The organism is Neobacillus bataviensis LMG 21833 (genome assembly GCF_000307875.1).
GTDB classification, from domain to species: domain Bacteria; phylum Bacillota; class Bacilli; order Bacillales; family Cytobacillaceae; genus Neobacillus; species Neobacillus bataviensis.
The window spans coordinates 1-18,445 of the sequence record NZ_AJLS01000147.1 but is presented as its reverse complement, the minus strand read 5'-3'; the positions used below and the strand labels follow the sequence as shown (position 1 = coordinate 18,445).

Below are 18,445 nucleotides of genomic sequence, written 5' to 3'. Positions count from 1 at the left end.
TCAACATCGATTCGCCTCCGGCTCATCGTGTTTCCTTTATCTCAGTTGGAGCGCTCCAGGCCATACGCCGCTGACCAGTGCGCTTCCGCTTTTCGGACAAAAAGAAAAGCCCTTAAAGGGCAGAATAAAAGATTAGGATGTTCGTTTAATTTTATTGTATAAAGAGCGTCGGTTAATTTCGGACTCAATGAGATCAATAAATTCAGGGCTTAGGTTTAATTCTCTTGCTTTGTAATAAGATTCGATTAATAATTCATCTGACAGTTTCCGCACGTCAGAATCCACCTCCGGTAAGAAATAATTGTTCTATTTAATCATTTGGATTCATAAAATGGTATGTTCAATTGGTGTACCCTAAATCTACCAAATTTATTCCTATAGAACAATCGCCCGTATTTTCCACAGGTTCTAGTGGATAACTTGTGATTAAGTTGTTTATAAAGTAAAGAAATGTAAATGATTCAATGGGTATAATGTTAATAAGGTTATCCACAGGGTTTAAAAAAGTAGATATTTGTCGAAAAATATTTTTTTGTTTTCTTAGAACTGTCATAATTTATATTTTTTATTAAAAGGTTTTGGGTTTGAGTATCATGGAATGTCATGATTTGAAGAACAATAAGATCATGAGTTTTCCTTTGAAACAAAGGGTGAAATTGGGTATGATGGTACAAGAAAAGATGAATGCCAACGTTCCTGTTTTTGTAAAAAGCGATTTTATTTAGAATTTAATGAGGTGTCAGCTTAGTGTTAAAACAATTTTTACCGAATGAACATGTCAAAAGCATATTGGATATATCCCCTGCAGAGTTAAAATCACGAGGGATTAAAGGGATTATTACGGATCTGGATAATACGTTGGTGGAATGGGATCGCCCGACTGCCACTCCACATTTGATAAAGTGGTTTGATGAAATGAAAAAACATAATATCCTTGTGACGATTGTTTCTAATAATAATGAAGAAAGAGTGAAAGCTTTTTCTGACCCGCTGCAAATTCCGTTTATTTTTCGGGCAAGAAAGCCGATGATGCCGGCGTTCCATAGAGCAATCTCGCAAATGGGCATTAAAAAGGAAGAGGCCGTGGTCATCGGGGATCAATTATTAACAGATGTACTTGGCGGCAACCGCAGTGGTTTTCATACCATTCTCGTTGTCCCTGTTGCGCAAACGGACGGGTTTTGGACAAAATTTAATCGCTTTGCGGAACGTAGAATATTAAATTGGTTCCGCAAAAAAGGCATGCTTCAATGGGAGGACTAAACTGTGAGTGAACAACAATATTTATGCATGGGCTGCGGCGTCAAAGTCCAAACCGAAAACCCAGAAGACCTGGGATATGCGCCGGCATCGGCCTTGGAAAAAGAAACAATTATTTGTCAAAGATGTTTTCGTCTAAAGCATTATAATGAAGTACAGGATGTCAATTTAACGGACGATGACTTTTTAAAAATATTAAATGAAATGGGCAGAACAGATGCTCTGATTGTCATGATTGTCGATATTTTTGACTTTAACGGAAGCTGGCTGCCAGGCTTGCACCGTTTTGTTGGACATAACAAGGTTTTACTTGTCGGCAACAAAGTTGATTTATTGCCCAAATCCGTGAAGCATAACAAATTAATTCATTGGATGAAGCATGAAGCAAAGGAACTTGGGCTAAGACCGGAAGAGGTGTTCCTTGTCAGTGCCGCTAAAGGGGTAAATGTGAAAGAAACAGCAGCGGCCATTGACGAATTACGGAATGGGAAAGACGTTTATGTCGTCGGCTGTACCAATGTAGGAAAGTCCACGTTTATTAATAGAATTATTAAGGAAGTGACAGGAGAAGCGGATGTTATTACGACCTCCCATTTTCCGGGGACGACGCTTGATATTATAAAAATCCCGCTTGATGATGAGAAATCATTGATTGATTCACCAGGGATTATTAACCATCATCAAATGGCTCATTTTGTTGATAAAAAGGATTTAAAAATAATCACGCCTAAAAAGGAAATCAAACCAATGGTGTTTCAACTAAATGAGGGACAAACCTTGTTCTTTGGCGGTTTAGCACGGTTTGATTATATTAGCGGCGGCAGAAGATCCTTTGTTTGTTATGTTTCTAATGAATTGAATATCCACAGAACAAAAACTGAAAACGCATCAGAGCTTTATGAAAAGCATGTCGGGGAAATGCTGACACCACCTGGATCGGAACAAGTAGAGACTTTTCCGGAGCTTGTAAAACAGGAATTTATCATAAAAGAAGCAAAAACAGATATCGTATTTTCAGGACTTGGCTGGATCACAGTCAACGAGCCAGGGGCAAAGGTAGCTGCCTATGTTCCAAAGGGTGTGCAAACGTTAATCCGAAAATCTTTAATTTAAGATAGAGATTGTAAATGGGTGGGGAGAGGCAAATGAAAAAGTTATACGCGGTATTAGGGGATCCAATAGGACATTCCATGTCACCTGTTATGCTAAATGATTTATTCTCTTTTTATCAAATTGATGCCCACTATCTCCCTTTTCAAGTAAAAACAGAGGATTTAGGAGATGCTGTTAAGGGCTTAAGAGCCATCGGTGTCGGAGGGTTTAATGTAACCATTCCGCATAAAAGTACAATTATCCCCTTTCTTGATGTTGTGGATGAGTTAGCATTGAGCATTGGTGCCGTCAATACAGTGGTTAATGATGGCGGAAAGCTCATTGGTTATAACACGGATGGTCCTGGTTTTTTAAGAAGCTTGAACCCTTACGTGCCCAGCGTATCGGGTCAAAGGATTTTGGTAATAGGTGCTGGGGGAGCGGCTAGAGGGATTTATTTTGCCATGGCCAAGGAAAAACCGCTTGTTATAGACATTGCAAACAGGACTCTTGAAAGGGCCGTGAATCTCATTGCGGATTGCCCTTATGATATTTCCTCAAAGGCGTTATCCTTACAGGAAGCAAGCGAAATTATTGGGGAATATGATTTAATTATCCAAACGACGATGATCGGTATGTCCCCGAGAATGGCGGATCAGCCCCTTAATTTAGACAATTTAGCTAAACAGTCAATTGTTTGTGATATAATATATAATCCGTTAGAAACGCAGCTTTTACAAGATGCGGCATCCAAAGGGGCAAGGACCCAAACCGGTGTCGATATGTTTGTTTATCAGGGTGCCCTTGCTTTTGAAAAATGGACAGGAATATTCCCTGATGTCGAAAGAATGAGAAACAATGTGTTGTTACAATTAGGAGGAAAATAATGTTAACAGGTAAACAAAAAAGATTTTTACGCGCAAAGGCTCACCACTTGGATCCGATTTTTCAAGTTGGTAAAGGCGGCGTAAATGAAAATATGATTAAACAAATTGCTGATGCACTGGAAGCAAGGGAACTTTTTAAAATTAGTGTTTTACAAAACTGTGAGGAAGATAAAACAGAAGTTGCCGAGCATTTGGCAAAAGGAACAGGTGCGGAAATCGTGCAAATTATTGGCAACATAATTGTTCTTTATAAAGAGTCTGTAGAAAAGAAAACAATCAAACTTCCATAATGGAGCAAAGGAAGGCTGTCGCATGAAGAAGGTTGGAATATTAGGCGGAACCTTTAACCCGCCGCATAACGGACATCTTTTGATTGCCAATGAAGTTCTTTCCGAATTACAGCTAGATGAAATTTGGTTTATGCCGAATCACGAGCCGCCGCATAAAAAAAGGCCAGAATCGGTCAATGACGAGGAACGCCTGAAAATGCTAACGCTTGCGATAGACGGGAATCCAGCTTTTTCTATTCAAGCGATTGAACTTGACCGTGAGGGTCCTTCGTACACGGTTGATACCATGAAAATGATCAATACCGAACATAAGGATCATCAATTCTATTTCATTATTGGTGCAGATATGATTGAATATTTACCGAAATGGCACAGAATTGATGAACTAGTAAACCTTGTCCAATTTGTTGGGGTTCAAAGACCTTCTTATAGCCATCTTACAGACTACCCTGTCCATTATGTTGATGTCCCGGCATTCGATGTGTCATCAAGCATGATTAGGGATCGCATGAAAAACGGACAGACGGTTCGTTATTTGTTACCCGACCCGGTGATCGAGTATATTGAGGAGATACATTTATATGGAACGTGAAAAGGCTTTAGAACTGGTTAAAAAACAATTAACAGAGCATCGTTACCAGCATACTTTGGGGGTAATGGAAACGGCGATCACCTTAGCCGCTCAATATGGGGTAGATGAGAAAAAAGCGGAAGAGGCCGCTATTTTTCATGATTATGCGAAATTTCGACCGAAAGATGAAATGAGGGGAATTATTGTCTCTCAGGGATTCCCAGAGGATTTGCTCGCATATAATTCAGAATTATGGCATGCCCCCGTTGGCGCATACCTGGTGGAAAAGGAAGCAGGGATTACCGACCAAGAAGTCTTGGATGCGATCCGGTATCACACTTCTGGAAGGCCAGGAATGACTTTACTTGAAAAGGTCATCTATTTAGCTGATTATATCGAACCAGGAAGACACTTTCCTGGGGTCGATGAAGTGAGGGAGATGGCGAAGGTGAGTTTAGATCAAGCGTTAATTAAAGCGGTTCAAAATACGATTCTATTTTTAATGAAAAAAAATCAACCAGTTTACCCTGAGACATTTTATACGTACAATTACCTTGTCACGAAATTGGAGGCTTGATGAATGGATAATCAAGAACTATTAAAAATTGCCGTAAAAGCAGCGGATGATAAACGAGCAGAAGATATTCTAGCTCTTAATATGAAGGGAATTTCCTCAATCGCGGATTACTTTATTATCTGTCATGGTAATTCGGATAAACAGGTACAGGCAATTGCTAAAGAAATGAAAGAAAAGGCGCATGAACTTGGGTTTGATGTGAAGCGGATTGAGGGCTTTGATGAAGCCAGATGGGTATTAATTGATTTAGGCGATGTTGTAGCACATGTCTTTCATCGTGAGGAAAGAAGCTATTACAATTTGGAACGCTTATGGGGTGATGCACCACTTGAAGATCTTCGCAGTGAACTGAATACATGAGTTATGGACAGTTTGCCTATTTATATGATGAACTGATGTTGGATGCTCCATATGATGGATGGGTACAGTTTGTCAAAGATATACTTGAAAAATATGGCGTTAAAGGAGCCCCTACCCTCTTGGATTTAGCCTGCGGTACTGGTGAGCTCTCTGTTCGTTTTGCGAAAGAAGGATATCAAGTAACCGGGGTTGATTTGTCAGAGGATATGCTTGCTGTTGCACAAGCAAAGGCAGAAGACCTAGGTGTCAGGATTCCCTTTTTTCAGCAAAATATGGCTGATTTAGATGGGCATGGGCAGTTTGATTTAATCGGCATTTTTTGTGATTCATTAAATTACCTGCAAACCGAGGAAGAGGTAGTCTCTACTTTTGCAACCGTAATGGAGCATTTGGACGATGATGGGATCTTCATTTTTGATATTCATTCGCTCTTTAAAATGACCCAGGTATTCATCAATCAAACCTTTGCGTTAAATGAGGAAGAAGTATCTTATATTTGGAACAGTTTCCCTGGTGAACATCCGAATAGTGTTGAACATGAGTTAAGCTTTTTCGTTTTGGATGAACAGACACAGAAATATGACCGCATTGATGAGGTTCATTTTCAGCGGACCTATCCTGTGCAGCAATATTCTAACTGGCTCGAGGAAGCAGGATTTGAGGTGCTGGAGGTCTCAGCGGATTTCGAACATACCGCGCCGCTTGCACATTCAGAACGAATCTTTTTTGTTGCTAAAAGAAAATAAAAAAAGCCATCTTTTTTAAAAAAGATGGCTTTTTTAGAAGGAATTTGTCATATAAAAGCGAATTATTGATTAGAATATTGTATTTCCACTTTCTCCAATTCTTCTTTGAACTTTGCATGCGTCGCTTGAAAAAGGTGTTCAAACATATCCCCTAGCTCGTTGTCGAGTACTTTTATTCCTTCACCCGTTATACCACCCTTCACACAAACTTTTTCTTGTAATGATGGTAAAGTGTAATGGCCTTGTTTTAATAATTCACCAAGACCGACAATCATTTCACTAGCAAATACGGTGGCTGTCTCTTTGTCAATTGCCGTCTCTTTTACTGCTGCTTTTATGAAACTCTGAAGCAAATAGCTGAAGAAAGCGGGTCCGCAGCTAACAATATCTGAGGAAACCCTCGTAATTTTTTCATCGATATTAACCGGCACAGAAATCTTCGAAATTATTTTTTCTATATTTGTCTTCCAATGGTCACTACAGTTTTTACCATAGGTAATCAATGTCACCCCGGCTAAAGCACGATTGGTAATGCTTGGGATCACACGGACTGTTGAACAAGATACCTTTTTTTCAATCTGGCTTGTACTGACAGGACTCGTTATCGAAACGAGGCATTTTTCCGGGCTTAAATGTGGATTGATCCTATCCAGCATATTAAATATGTCGAGTGGTTTCACACAAATAAATAACAAATCGGATTGAGACGCTACTTCTTCTGCATTAGCCCCAACCCTAATTTCCTTATATTTATCTTTAAGCAGCAAGGCTTTTGATTTTGTTCTGTTTGTAATCATCATTGATGAAGGGGAAACGGCTCTTCCATCAATCAAAGCCTCTACCATAATTGTCCCCATATTACCGGTTCCGATGATACCTATATTCATTTTCCGACCCTCCTTCGCATGCAATATTCTTTTATAACCATATGAAAAGTGGAAGTGAAATATACCATTAGAAAGGATGAATTCTCTTGAAAGACTGGCTGATTGAACATAAGATTGCCGTAATTGCTGTTGTTTTTATTGCCTTTGGAGGCCTTTATTATTTTTATGCCCAGGGAGATGAAGAGCCTGTTCCAATAAATTCTATTGTTGGAGAAAATAATCTTCAAGCAGAGGGAAAGGAAACAGACAGTAATAAGCAAACGAATGAAGCTGTTAAACTGCCACAACAAATCATGGTTGATGTAAAGGGGCAGGTAAAACTGCCTGGGGTATACCAATCAAATATCGGAGAGAGGGTAATTGATGTGATAGGCCGGGCTGGTGGATTAACAGACAAGGCTGATCAAACCCAAGTAAATTTTGCTGAACATGTGCAGGATGAAATGGTGATTTACATTCCAGCGATGGGAGAGGAGGGCGATTCTCCAACTACAGGTACATCTGGAGGAGGTATAATGCAAACGGGTGCTGCCGGTCAGGGCCAAGGAAAAATTAATATAAATAAAGCGGATGAGCAGGAATTACAAATCCTTCCCGGTATTGGACCAGCAAAGGCTAAGGCAATTATTGAGTATCGGAATACCAGCGGCTCATTTAAAGAGGTTGAAGATTTAAAAAACATAAGCGGCATCGGGGATAAGACGTTTGAAAAATTAAAAGATTTGATAGTGGTGCATTAATTCTTTCATTTGACCAAAATGGACCAACACCAGTAAACTTAATAGAAAAGTATATATTAGGGGAGTGGGATCGATGGAAAGAATATCTTGGGATCAATATTTTATGGCACAAAGCCATTTGCTCGCATTAAGAAGCACCTGTACACGTTTGACAGTGGGTGCGACGATTGTTAGAGATAAACGGATCATTGCCGGTGGTTATAACGGCTCTATTGCCGGTGGTGACCATTGTATTGATAAAGGATGTTATGTTATTGATCATCATTGTGTTAGGACGATTCATGCTGAAATGAATGCACTGCTGCAATGTGCAAAGTTTGGTGTACCTACAGCAGAGGCTGAAATTTATGTAACACATTTCCCATGTCTGCAATGCTGTAAGGCGCTTATTCAGGGTGGCATTAAAACAGTTTATTACGCAGAGGATTATAAAAATAACCCTTACGCAATCGAGCTTTTTGAACAAGCACATGTCAAGGTTGAAAAGGTTGAATTAACAGAACCAGTTATTGATTTTCGTAAAATTAACCAAAAGTAACAATTCCGCCTCAGGAACGCCGGTATTTTTGCCGGCTCCCCTAGTTTCCGTAAGCCCTCTACAAAAAACACATAATGGAGAAAAAACAATGAATGGAAAATATGTTTATTTTGCTCTTGCAGCATTATTAGGCGTTCTAACGGCTTTTTATCTGTTTCTCCCTTTTTTTCTATTAACGGTTATTTATTTCTATGTGTTATCAAAATATAAACGCTTCCGAGGCGGTCAACTCTTCAGCGTTTGCCTCATTTTTACTGCTCTTTTCCTAGCATGTGAATGGTCTGAAATTAATAATAAATCGGTCATCCCAGAATCGAATACCAACTTCATTATTGAATACACCCAAGACCCAAAAATTGATGGTGATCTCCTGCAAGTGCAGGCAGTTGAAAAACAATTCCAGGAAAAACTCCTGATCCGTTACAAAATTAAATCAGAAAATGAAAAAGATTTATTGAAAAGTAAAAGTTTTTATCGTTGTGTTTGTAAGGTGTCAGGCACCATGGAAAAACCCTCGAGAGCCAAAAATCCAAATGGATTTAATTATCGTTCCTATCTAGCTTCGAAGGAAATTTATTGGGTTGTTGAAATTAAAACAAATCCACTTCAATCGTGTTTCACATTGGAACCGTCCCCGATCATGTTAATCAAACAACTTCGTTTTTTCGGTATCCGTTTCCTTGAAGAGCGCTTCCCACCTGAAATAGCCTCATTATCAGCCGCTTTAATTTTTGGAGATAGAAATATGCTTGATCCCGAATTGCTGGGAAATTACCAAAAAACAGGGATTGTCCATTTATTAGCCATTTCTGGCTTGCACGTTTCCTTACTTATTGGAATGGTTTTATATATCGGGATTCGTAGTGGGCTTACGAGACAATTTATGACGAATTTCCTTCTGGTTGTGCTGCCCATATATGTCATCCTTACAGGAGGCTCACCATCTGTCATTCGGGCAGCACTAATGATTTTCCTTGTTTTACTCACTGTTAAATGGAAACGTCATCTAAAGCTATTACCGCTTGATGCCATTAGTTTGGCGTTTATTTTCTGTTTATTTATTACACCGCTGGTGATCGTAGATGTTGGCTTTCAGCTCTCCTTTTCTGTTAGCTATGCGATTATTCTTTCTGCCCCGCATATCCTAACCGGTTACAAGGGGAATGGGGTACGAATGCTAATTACATCTGTAACTGCGCAACTCGCAGCACTGCCATTATTGCTCTACCATTACTTCGAAATATCCTTAATTGGCATTTTAGCCAATTTGTTGTATATCCCGCTTTTTTCTTTTGTCTATCTTCCAGGATTATATGTATTGTTTTTCATTCAACTTCTGTTTGGTCATACCCCACAAATTCTAATTAGCCTTTTTCTAAAAATTATTCACCTTTTTAATTACCTAATCGGAGTTCTAGCTGATTTTTCCTTTGCTCGTTTTATACCTGGAAAGCCTAACATGGTTATTCTCATCATTTATCTTTTCCTTCTTTTTGCTATTTTTTTCATTTGGGAAACAAGAACATATTCGAAAAAGAAATTTCACCTGTTTTTACTAGCTGCCACACTTTTTACCGTTCAACCCTGTTGGAACTGGTTAAATCCTTATGGGGAGGTGACCATGATTGATGTTGGTCAGGGAGATAGTATTTTGATTCACCTTCCTTATAGAAAGGGCAACTATTTAATCGATACCGGTGGAACAATTAGCTTTGCTGAAGAAAAGTGGAGAGAGCGCACCAAACCATTTGAGGTAGGACGGGATGTGGTTGTTCCTTATTTGAAAGGAGAGGGAATTACACAAATTGATAAATTAATCCTTACACATGGGGATATGGATCATATTGGCGGAGCCCTATCCATTTTAACAGAGCTTAAGGTGAAACAAATTCTGATGCCTTCTGTTACTGAACCATCAAATACTGAACTAGCAATCATAAAAGAGGCAAAGAAACAAGAAATTCCTGTCATTAAAGTATCAGTAGGTGATAGGTGGAAAGTGAATAAAAGCGAATTCTTAATCCTTTCGCCTGAAAAGAACTTTGCTGGTGAAAGAAACAGTGGATCGATTGCTTTCGTTGCCTATTTAGGGGGAGTTAGATGGTTTTTTGGGGGAGACCTTGATCAAGAAGGGGAGGAGAAAATAATAAAAAAATATCCATACTTGATAATTGATGTTCTAAAAGCGGGTCATCATGGAAGTAAAACATCAAGCAATGAAGGGTTTATTAAGCAAATAAAACCGAAAGTAGCATTAATTTCTGCCGGTGAAAAAAATCGTTTTGGACATCCCCATCACGAAGTGTTGGATCGTTTAAAAGCAACAAATACAACGATCTTTCGAACCGATAGGCAAGGGGCGATTACCTACCGTTTTTATAAAGAGAAAGGAACCTTTTCAACCTATCTGCCATAAGATACATTATTCAAATAAAAAAGAACTGCACGGAATTGCAGCTCTTCGTTACCATATGTAGCTATTCATTATGATCCAATTAGCTTAACAACAGTTGCAATAATAAACATTAAAGCGAAAAAGCCGAAGGAAACCCCAAATCCAATTCCAGAATCAATCGCATCGTTACGCGTATATTGCGGATTTTTTTCAAATTCGTTCATAGTGCACCCCTCCTATTTCATCCTATAGTATAAGCCATTAGTTTGAAAAAATCCAGCCTTCCTTTTTCTTGTTTCCTATACTGACAAGAGTTGTCAAAATAGTATGACTCGGCAAGGGCTACACTATGATTACAAAGGGAACTCCGCCAGGCAATACATGATCCTAGGGCTAATTTATTGCAGGCGTTCATTATAGATCGGGAATTGGCACTTATTAGATAAGTGCCAATTCTCATTAAGTACTTGTCAAATTGTCCAAGCTTCATTACGATAAGATATGAGGTAAATGAAGGGGAGCGCTGGACAAAATGGTAGTAGATATTTGGCGGAAAATTAAACAAAAGGAAATTTCTCCTTTATATTTATTATATGGAACAGAGGCATTTTTAATTAATGAAACGAAACAATTACTGCTTAACCATATTTTAGACGAAGAAGAAAAGGACTTTAATTTTTCTGCGTATGATTTAGACGAAACACCCATTGATGTGGCATTAGAGGATGCCGAAACCTTTCCTTTTTTAGGGGAACGTAAGGTTGTTTTTTTACATAATCCCACCTTTTTAACTGCGGAAAAATCAAAAGAGAAGGTTGATCATAATTTAGCGAAATTTGAGGCATACCTGAAAGAGCCTGCTCCATATACGGTAATGGTTATTTCAGCTCCATATGAAAAATTAGATGAACGAAAAAAAATAACCAAGGAACTAAAAAGAAACGCAGAATTAGTTGAAGCCAAAAAATTAAATGAACATGAATTAAAAAATTGGGTGAAAGAACGGGCAAAGAGCAGCGGAATTGAATTTGAAGCGAATGCTATTGAGCGTTTGCTTACACTTGTGGGCACAAATATGTTTATGATTGCCGGAGAAGTGGACAAATTGGCATTATATGCAGCCGAGGAAAAGCGTGTTGATGTGCACTTAGTTGATGCCCTTGTGGCCAGGACGCTTGAACAAAATATTTTTACCTTGATTGAAAAAGTAGTTCAGCGCCGGCTTGATGAGGCGTTACGAATTTATTATGATTTGTTAAAACAAAATGAAGAACCAATTAAAATTTTGGCCTTATTGGCAGGGCAATTTAGGCTCATCTACCAAGTAAAAGAACTTTCAAGAAGAGGATACGGGCAGCAGCAAATTGCCGGTTATTTGAAGACCCATCCGTTCAGAGTCAAATTGGCACTCGGGCAGGCGGGTAAATTTACCGATGAAGAATTAGCAAACTTAATGGAACTTATTGCTAAAGCAGACTATCAAATGAAAACAGGCGGGATGAATAAGTCATTATTGATCGAGATGTTATTATTTCGGTTGAAAAAGTAAAAAAACGATTCCTCTAGAGGGAATCGTTTTTTTTACGCTTATAACGAGTTAGTTTTTTTCATTAGACGTGATTTTTTACGAGCAGCAGCATTTTTGTGGATAAGACCTTTTGCAGCAGCCTTGTCTAATTTACTAGCAGCAGTAACTAATGCTTCCTTAGCAGCAGTAGCATCGTTAAGAGTAACAGCAGCTTCTGCCTTCTTAACAGCTGTACGCATTGCAGATTTAGCAGTTGTATTTTGAGCATTTTTTGCTTCATTTGTTTTAACACGCTTAATAGCAGATTTAATGTTAGGCATTCCATTCACCTCCTACAAAGAATCGAGACTATATGAACTCGACTTTACATTCATCCATAATAATTAGAACAAGAAGTATTTTATCAAACAGAAGCCTATTTTGCAATACACAAATAAAATCGATCACCAATTAACTTGCATGTTTTAGATTGTTAAGGGCAAAAATAGGAAATAGTTTCTATTTATACGGTTAGGAGTGAATGAACATGGAAGAGTCGATTGACTTAAGTCAGTACTCCGTTCGAACAGATTTAGCCATTGAAGCAAGGGAAATGGTGCTTGCCGGGAAATCTGTTGGGCAAGAGGAAAACCTTTCGCAAATTGAAGGGGTCATTATCAAGGAAAAAGATGTTGATGATATAAAAATTTCATTGGTTGAAGTTACGAAACAAGGGGAAGAGCACCTTGGTAAAAAAGCTGGACGTTATTTAACGATGGAGGTTCAAGGCATCAGGCAGCAAAACACCGAGGTGCAACAAAAAGTAGAAGAGATTTTTGCTCGGGAATTTGCCTATTTTTTAGATGGCTCTGGAATCAAAAAAACAGACTCTTGTCTAGTTGTGGGACTGGGAAATTGGAATGTGACGCCTGATGCACTAGGGCCAATGGTTTGTGAAAATCTTTTGATTACCCGCCATCTTTTTGAGCTGCAGCCTGAAAATGTCGATGATGGCTATCGTCCCGTTAGTGCCATGTCACCAGGGGTTATGGGACTGACAGGGATTGAAACAAGCGATATCATTTTTGGGATTGTTGAAAAAACAAAACCTGATTTTGTAATCGCCATCGATGCATTGGCCTCCAGGTCGATTGAAAGGGTCAATTCCACCATTCAAATTTCCGATACAGGGATTCATCCTGGTTCAGGTGTTGGTAATAAAAGAAAAGAACTGAGCAAAGAGACATTGGGCATTCCCGTTATTGCGATCGGCGTACCAACGGTTGTTGATGCCGTTTCGATTACAAGTGATACGATTGATCTCATCCTTAAGCATTTTGGCAAGGAACTGAGGGAAGGAAATCGTCCATCAAGAGCGCTTGCTCCTGCGGGAATGAGCTTTGGAGAAAAGAGAAAACTAACGGAAGAGGATCTGCCAGAGGAAAAGCACCGGAAAACCTTTCTTGGAATGATAGGTACACTTCCTGAGGATGAAAAAAGAAAATTAATTTACGAAGTACTTTCGCCAATCGGACATAACTTAATGGTTACACCTAAGGAAGTGGATGTGTTCATTGAAGATATGGCAAATCTGATTGCCAACGGTTTGAATGCCTCACTCCACAGCGCAGTCGATCAAGGGAATGCCGGATACTATACAAAATAATTTTTTCTGTTGGAGCCTACCTCATAATGTAGTGGCTCCTTTTTATTCAATCAATTATTTAGTTCTACCAATTCTAGTAATGTCATAAGATTTACTAGAATCGTTAATGCGAGGTGGAACTATGAAAAAGGCCAGAACATCTGGTACGTTTTTAATTGTTCAAGGGACAAGCTTACTAAAAATCTTTGCTGCACTATCATTATTTTTGATCTTAGTCTTTTCTATTAGCGGGCTCTTAACCTCTTTGAAGCCACAATATAGAATTATGTCTACCTCCGTAAATCAAGCGGCATCAAATGTAAATGGAGAATTACTCTATCAATTAATGGGATGGGAAAATCATCATTTTTTACAGGCGGAGCATAATATGGCCTCGGCTCCAAAGCTGACGAGTTTAGTGTTTAAACTATCAAGCAATATTAATCTTAATGACCCTCGCAGCCTTCTTGGCCGGGAGCTTCCTGGTTTCTTCCAATTTGATGGAAAAATACTTGTTGCTGGTGAGGGTACAAATTATACGAATATGCCAATTGAGTCATCTCCGCCAATTGATATCATGAAGGCAGAGCGTGAAGCAGCATTGCAGAACTTAGAAGGATTGGATAGACCATCAGATGAAAAATCATCCCCAGTACCGGGACAAACAACCGGAGATCATAAGGTTGTTTACGTTTATTTCACCCATAATAGGGAATCCTTTTTACCATATCTCAAAGGCGTTACAGATCCGAATGCTGCCTCACACTCACAAATTAACGTCACCAAGATTGGCGATCAGCTTAAAACGAGCTTAGAAGATAGAGGAATCGGAACAGTTATTGATAAAACAGATGTCCAGGCTAACTTAATTAAAAAAGGATTAAAATACCCAAGATCATATCAGGAATCCGGGCTTTTAGTTCAAGAAGCAATGGCTTCGAATCGCGATTTACATTATTTTATTGACGTTCATCGAGATTCAAAACGCAAGGAAAATACAACCGTTGAAATTAATGGAAAACCATATGCGAAATTAGCTTTTATCATTGGCGGTAAAAATGCAAACCATGAAAAAAATGCACAACTTGCAACCGATCTTCATAATCTTTTGGAAAAAAAATACCAGGGGTTGAGCAGAGGAGTTTTTGTGAAAAATGACCCTGGATCAAATAGTATCTATAATCAAAATCTATCCGACAAAGCGATATTAATAGAATTTGGCGGTGTGGATAATACATTTGAAGAGTTAAATCGTTCGGCGGACGCACTTGCCGATGTATTTAGTGAATTTTACTGGCAGGCGGAAAAAGTGAATCAGGATGCAAATCAATCCACTGATAAACAATAGCGGCAAGGGAGCCATTTGTATGAAGATGTTTATGGTGAAAAGCCTTTTTATAGCAGCACTGATGTTGATCTCCGTTTTAACGGGAATGCAGCTGGCGGGTAACGGAATTCATAAATTGAAAGGCTATGAGGATCCAAATTTTCAAAATGCTGTCTCAATCCATGAAACGAAAAATAATATTAGCGCCTCCTTTCTCGGTAATGATGTTTCCAGTCACGATCTCGAGGCGAAAAAGAAAAAGCTTGAGGAAATAAGTGCATTTAATTTCTTCTCTTCGATGGGGAAGAAAATGTCTGAAGGGATTTCGGGTGCATCAGAAAAAATTATTCATCTTATAGCGGATTAAACTGTAATAACGGCGCCTTTAGCGTCGTTATTTTTATTTTAAAACATTGATTTTCGCTTTTCTTTGCTGATATAATCAAAAATAGTGTACATGTGCGAGAATAGTAGGAGTGAACTACCATGAATAGAGAAGACAGACTGAAACGCCAAGCAAAAATAAGAAACTTTTCGATTATTGCCCATATCGACCATGGGAAATCAACATTGGCTGATCGTATTTTAGAAAAAACCAATGCCTTAACATCTCGTGAAATGAAGGATCAGCTTTTGGATTCAATGGATCTGGAAAGAGAACGCGGGATTACAATCAAGTTAAATGCTGTCCAGTTAAAATATAAAGCAAAAGATGGCGAAGACTATATTTTCCATTTAATTGATACACCGGGACACGTCGATTTTACCTATGAGGTATCAAGGAGCCTTGCTGCCTGCGAAGGTGCCGTTTTAGTTGTAGACGCTGCACAGGGAATTGAAGCACAGACACTAGCAAACGTATACCTTGCACTAGATAACGACCTTGAAATTTTACCGGTGATCAATAAGATTGACCTGCCAAGTGCTGAGCCTGAACGAGTTCGCAATGAAATTGAAGAAGTCATCGGACTAGATGCTTCGGAAGCCGTTTTAGCATCTGCTAAGGCCGGAATCGGTATTGAAGAAATCCTTGAACAAGTGGTAAAAACAGTGCCGGCACCAACAGGTGACCCTGATGCCCCATTAAAGGCCTTGATTTTTGACTCCTTATATGATGCCTATCGCGGTGTTGTTGCCTATATTCGTGTTGTCGATGGTTCTGTTAAAGTCGGCGACAAAATTAAAATGATGGCAACTGGAAAAGAATTTGAAGTAAACGAAGTGGGTGTATTTTCACCGAAAGCAACGATGCTGGAAGAATTAACCGTTGGTGATGTTGGCTTTTTGACAGCATCGATTAAAAATGTCGGTGATACCCGTGTTGGGGATACAATCACTAATGCGAAAAATGGAGCTATCCATCCGCTTCCTGGTTACCGAAAGTTAAATCCAATGGTTTATTGCGGGCTTTATCCAATCGATACAGCAAGATTCAATGATCTTCGCGAAGCCCTTGAAAAACTTCAATTAAATGATTCTGCCCTTCAATTTGAACCTGAAACCTCGCAAGCACTTGGCTTTGGTTTCCGCTGCGGGTTCTTAGGACTGTTACACATGGAAATCATCCAAGAAAGGATTGAACGGGAATTCAAGATTGATTTGATCACGACAGCACCAAGTGTAATCTATCATGTTCATATGACGGACGGATCTGAGTTGAAAGTAGATAATCCATCTAATTTGCCAGACCCTCAAAAGATTGACCGCGTTGAAGAGCCATACGTAAAAGCGACAATGATGGCTCCGAATGATTACGTTGGTGCGATCATGGAGCTCTGCCAAATTAAGCGCGGGATATTCATTGATATGCAGTACCAAGGGGAAAATCGTGTCAGCATTGTCTATGAAATCCCATTGGCCGAAATTGTTTATGATTTCTTTGATCAACTGAAATCAAGCACGCGTGGTTATGCATCATTTGATTATGAACTGATTGGTTATAAACCATCCAGTCTTGTAAAAATGGATATATTGTTAAACACGGAAAAAGTGGATGCATTAAGCTTTATTGTTCATAAAGATTTTGCATATGATCGTGGGAAAGTTATAGTTGAGAAGTTGAAAGAACTTATACCAAGGCAACAGTTTGAGGTTCCAATTCAGGCTGCCATTGGTCAAAAAATTGTCGCCCGTTCCACGATTAAAGCAATGCGTAAAAATGTATTAGCGAAATGTTATGGCGGCGATATTTCCCGTAAACGTAAATTGTTAGAGAAACAAAAAGAAGGTAAAAAACGGATGAAACAGGTTGGTTCCGTGGAAGTACCGCAGGAAGCGTTTATGGCAGTATTAAAAATGGACGACAATAACTCAAAAAAATAAAACTAGCTGAGGTTAGGACATGCCTGATAGTAGGGAGTTCCTGCCTCTTTTTGTTAGGAAGTGAAAACATGATACATGCAGCATACCTGCATATCCCTTTTTGTGAGCATATTTGCCATTATTGTGATTTTAATAAGGTATTTCTAAAAGGGCAGCCCGTTGACGACTATTTACAGGCAATTGACCAAGAAATGAAGATGACACTGAACCGGTATCCAACAAATCAATTAGATACCATATTTGTCGGCGGCGGTACACCAACATCATTAAATGAACAGCAGCTTTTCCATTTTTGTGAAAGTATAAACAAACACCTGCCAAAGGGTGAAAATCTGGAATTCACTTTTGAAGCAAATCCAGGTGACTTAACGAAGGAAAAATTACTAATATTAAAAGATGCGGGTGTTAATCGAATCAGCCTTGGCGTTCAAACCTTTAATGAGGCATTACTTAAAAAAATCGGTCGTACCCATTCGGCCAAGGATGTATATCAAACCATTGAAAATGCTAAAACAGTAGGATTTGAAAATATCAGCGTCGACCTCATTTTCAGTTTACCGACGCAAACTGTTCAAGACTTTAAAGAAACATTAACAGATGCATTTACCTTGGATATCACTCATTATTCTGCATACTCATTAATCATTGAACCAAAAACAGTTTTTTATAATTTACTGAAAAAAGGCAAGCTTCCTACCCCTGGTGAAGATATCGAAGCGAGTATGTATGAAATGTTAATGGAAGAAATGGATAAACACGGTTTCACCCAATATGAAATCAGTAATTTTTCAAGGCCGGGCTATGAAAGCAGGCATAATCTGACTTACTGGGATAATGAATATTATTACGGGTTTGGGGCTGGTGCTCATAGCAATGTGAATGGAATAAGACGATCAAATTCGGGGCCATTAAAAAGATATATCGAACAAATAAACTCATGTCAGCTGCCTGTATTTGAAGAACATCAAGTAACGAAAGCAGAACAAATGGAAGAGGAAATGTTCCTCGGGCTGAGGAAAACGGTAGGAGTATCAATCTCTCATTTTATTGAGAAATTTTCCTTGAATCCCCTTGATTTATTTGAAAAGGAAATTGCGGATTTAGTCAATAAACAATGGATAGAAGTGAAGCAAAATCATATATATTTAACTAAAAATGGCCGCTTTTTGGGTAATGAAGTGTTTCAGGCCTTTTTAGGTGTCGTCTAGTTGCTTTTCTATTGTCTAGCTTCAGCGCCTAGGGGCTCGAGGTCACAAGCCAATCCGTCCAAAAGGTTAAAGAACAACCTTTCGGCCGGCTCG

The 18,445-nt window shown here is 38.9% G+C and carries 20 protein-coding genes and 1 pseudogene; 17 read left to right on the top strand and 4 right to left on the bottom strand.

Features of this window, described 5'->3' with window-relative positions; all coding sequences use genetic code 11:
• Positions 1-132: 132 nt before the first annotated feature.
• A complete protein-coding gene (sda, locus tag BABA_RS23105; RefSeq protein ID WP_007087680.1) occupies positions 133-273 on the bottom strand; it encodes a sporulation histidine kinase inhibitor Sda in 141 nt (46 codons plus the stop codon).
• Positions 274-747: 474 nt separating this feature from the next.
• Here sda and BABA_RS23100 point away from each other — a divergent pair, with 474 nt between their 5' ends.
• Genes BABA_RS23100 through BABA_RS23065 form a run of 8 tightly spaced genes read left to right on the top strand, consistent with a single transcriptional unit; the run spans position 748 to position 5,783 of the window.
• On the top strand, positions 748-1,263 hold the full coding sequence (locus BABA_RS23100; RefSeq protein ID WP_007087679.1) for a YqeG family HAD IIIA-type phosphatase: 516 nt from the start codon (positions 748-750) through the stop codon (positions 1,261-1,263).
• Between the two features lie 3 nt (positions 1,264-1,266).
• On the top strand, positions 1,267-2,373 hold the full coding sequence (gene yqeH / locus BABA_RS23095; protein ID WP_007087678.1) for a ribosome biogenesis GTPase YqeH: 1,107 nt from the start codon (positions 1,267-1,269) through the stop codon (positions 2,371-2,373).
• Between the two features lie 32 nt (positions 2,374-2,405).
• The gene (aroE, locus tag BABA_RS23090) at positions 2,406-3,239 is read left to right on the top strand and encodes a shikimate dehydrogenase (RefSeq protein ID WP_007087677.1); all 834 of its coding nucleotides are present in this window, start codon (positions 2,406-2,408) and stop codon (positions 3,237-3,239) included.
• On the top strand, positions 3,239-3,529 hold the full coding sequence (gene yhbY, locus BABA_RS23085; RefSeq protein ID WP_007087676.1) for a ribosome assembly RNA-binding protein YhbY: 291 nt from the start codon (positions 3,239-3,241) through the stop codon (positions 3,527-3,529). Before aroE ends, yhbY begins: the two co-directional genes overlap by 1 nt.
• Before the next feature lie 22 nt (positions 3,530-3,551).
• A complete protein-coding gene (locus BABA_RS23080; RefSeq protein ID WP_007087675.1) occupies positions 3,552-4,121 on the top strand; it encodes a nicotinate-nucleotide adenylyltransferase in 570 nt (189 codons plus the stop codon).
• Entirely contained in the window at positions 4,111-4,677 is a 567-nt protein-coding gene (yqeK, locus tag BABA_RS23075; protein ID WP_007087674.1) for a bis(5'-nucleosyl)-tetraphosphatase (symmetrical) YqeK, read from the top strand. The genes BABA_RS23080 and yqeK overlap by 11 nt, the downstream gene beginning before the upstream one ends.
• Before the next feature lie 3 nt (positions 4,678-4,680).
• Complete coding sequence (gene rsfS, locus BABA_RS23070; protein ID WP_007087673.1) at positions 4,681-5,037, top strand: ribosome silencing factor; 357 nt, start codon at positions 4,681-4,683, stop codon at positions 5,035-5,037.
• The gene (locus BABA_RS23065; protein WP_007087672.1) at positions 5,034-5,783 is read left to right on the top strand and encodes a class I SAM-dependent DNA methyltransferase; all 750 of its coding nucleotides are present in this window, start codon (positions 5,034-5,036) and stop codon (positions 5,781-5,783) included. The genes rsfS and BABA_RS23065 overlap by 4 nt, the downstream gene beginning before the upstream one ends.
• A 62-nt stretch (positions 5,784-5,845) precedes the next feature.
• Here BABA_RS23065 and comER read toward each other — a convergent pair whose 3' ends face one another.
• Positions 5,846-6,670, bottom strand: a complete 825-nt coding sequence (comER, locus tag BABA_RS23060; RefSeq protein WP_007087671.1) for a late competence protein ComER — start codon at positions 6,668-6,670, stop codon at positions 5,846-5,848.
• 86 nt (positions 6,671-6,756) lie between these two features.
• Between comER and BABA_RS23055 the strand changes: the two genes are divergently transcribed.
• From BABA_RS23055 to BABA_RS23045, 3 genes and pseudogenes are all read left to right on the top strand, one after another.
• Positions 6,757-7,410, top strand: coding sequence for a helix-hairpin-helix domain-containing protein (locus tag BABA_RS23055; RefSeq protein ID WP_007087670.1), 654 nt, complete (start codon positions 6,757-6,759; stop codon positions 7,408-7,410).
• Between the two features lie 73 nt (positions 7,411-7,483).
• Positions 7,484-7,930: pseudogene (locus tag BABA_RS23050) on the top strand (ComE operon protein 2); the annotation flags it as partial.
• Positions 7,931-8,036: 106 nt separating this feature from the next.
• The gene (locus BABA_RS23045; protein WP_007087668.1) at positions 8,037-10,364 is read left to right on the top strand and encodes a DNA internalization-related competence protein ComEC/Rec2; all 2,328 of its coding nucleotides are present in this window, start codon (positions 8,037-8,039) and stop codon (positions 10,362-10,364) included.
• A gap of 68 nt (positions 10,365-10,432) precedes the next feature.
• Here the strand turns inward: BABA_RS23045 and BABA_RS26795 are convergent, their stop codons facing one another.
• Positions 10,433-10,567: a YqzM family protein gene (locus BABA_RS26795; protein ID WP_007087667.1), complete on the bottom strand. Its 135-nt coding sequence runs from the start codon at positions 10,565-10,567 to the stop codon at positions 10,433-10,435.
• Positions 10,568-10,875: 308 nt separating this feature from the next.
• On the opposite strand from BABA_RS26795, the gene holA reads away from it, so the two are divergent.
• A complete protein-coding gene (holA, locus tag BABA_RS23035; protein ID WP_007087666.1) occupies positions 10,876-11,892 on the top strand; it encodes a DNA polymerase III subunit delta in 1,017 nt (338 codons plus the stop codon).
• A gap of 38 nt (positions 11,893-11,930) precedes the next feature.
• On the opposite strand, the gene rpsT is transcribed toward holA, so the two are convergent.
• Positions 11,931-12,191: a 30S ribosomal protein S20 gene (gene rpsT, locus BABA_RS23030; protein ID WP_007087665.1), complete on the bottom strand. Its 261-nt coding sequence runs from the start codon at positions 12,189-12,191 to the stop codon at positions 11,931-11,933.
• Positions 12,192-12,397: 206 nt separating this feature from the next.
• Here rpsT and gpr point away from each other — a divergent pair, with 206 nt between their 5' ends.
• The 5 genes from gpr to hemW all read left to right on the top strand — a co-directional run bounded on the left by gpr (position 12,398) and on the right by hemW (position 18,352).
• A complete protein-coding gene (gene gpr / locus BABA_RS23025; RefSeq protein WP_007087664.1) occupies positions 12,398-13,516 on the top strand; it encodes a GPR endopeptidase in 1,119 nt (372 codons plus the stop codon).
• A gap of 121 nt (positions 13,517-13,637) precedes the next feature.
• Positions 13,638-14,843 (top strand): stage II sporulation protein P, encoded by a 1,206-nt coding sequence (spoIIP, locus tag BABA_RS23020; protein WP_007087663.1) that lies wholly within the window; start codon positions 13,638-13,640, stop codon positions 14,841-14,843.
• A 19-nt stretch (positions 14,844-14,862) separates the two neighbouring features.
• Positions 14,863-15,189 (top strand): DUF3679 domain-containing protein, encoded by a 327-nt coding sequence (locus BABA_RS23015; protein ID WP_007087662.1) that lies wholly within the window; start codon positions 14,863-14,865, stop codon positions 15,187-15,189.
• Positions 15,190-15,308: 119 nt separating this feature from the next.
• The gene (gene lepA, locus BABA_RS23010) at positions 15,309-17,144 is read left to right on the top strand and encodes a translation elongation factor 4 (protein ID WP_007087661.1); all 1,836 of its coding nucleotides are present in this window, start codon (positions 15,309-15,311) and stop codon (positions 17,142-17,144) included.
• 68 nt (positions 17,145-17,212) lie between these two features.
• Positions 17,213-18,352 carry a radical SAM family heme chaperone HemW gene (gene hemW, locus BABA_RS23005; protein WP_007087660.1) on the top strand — a complete coding sequence of 380 codons (1,140 nt, stop codon included), beginning with the start codon at positions 17,213-17,215 and terminating at the stop codon, positions 18,350-18,352.
• The last annotated feature ends 93 nt before the right edge of the window (positions 18,353-18,445 follow it).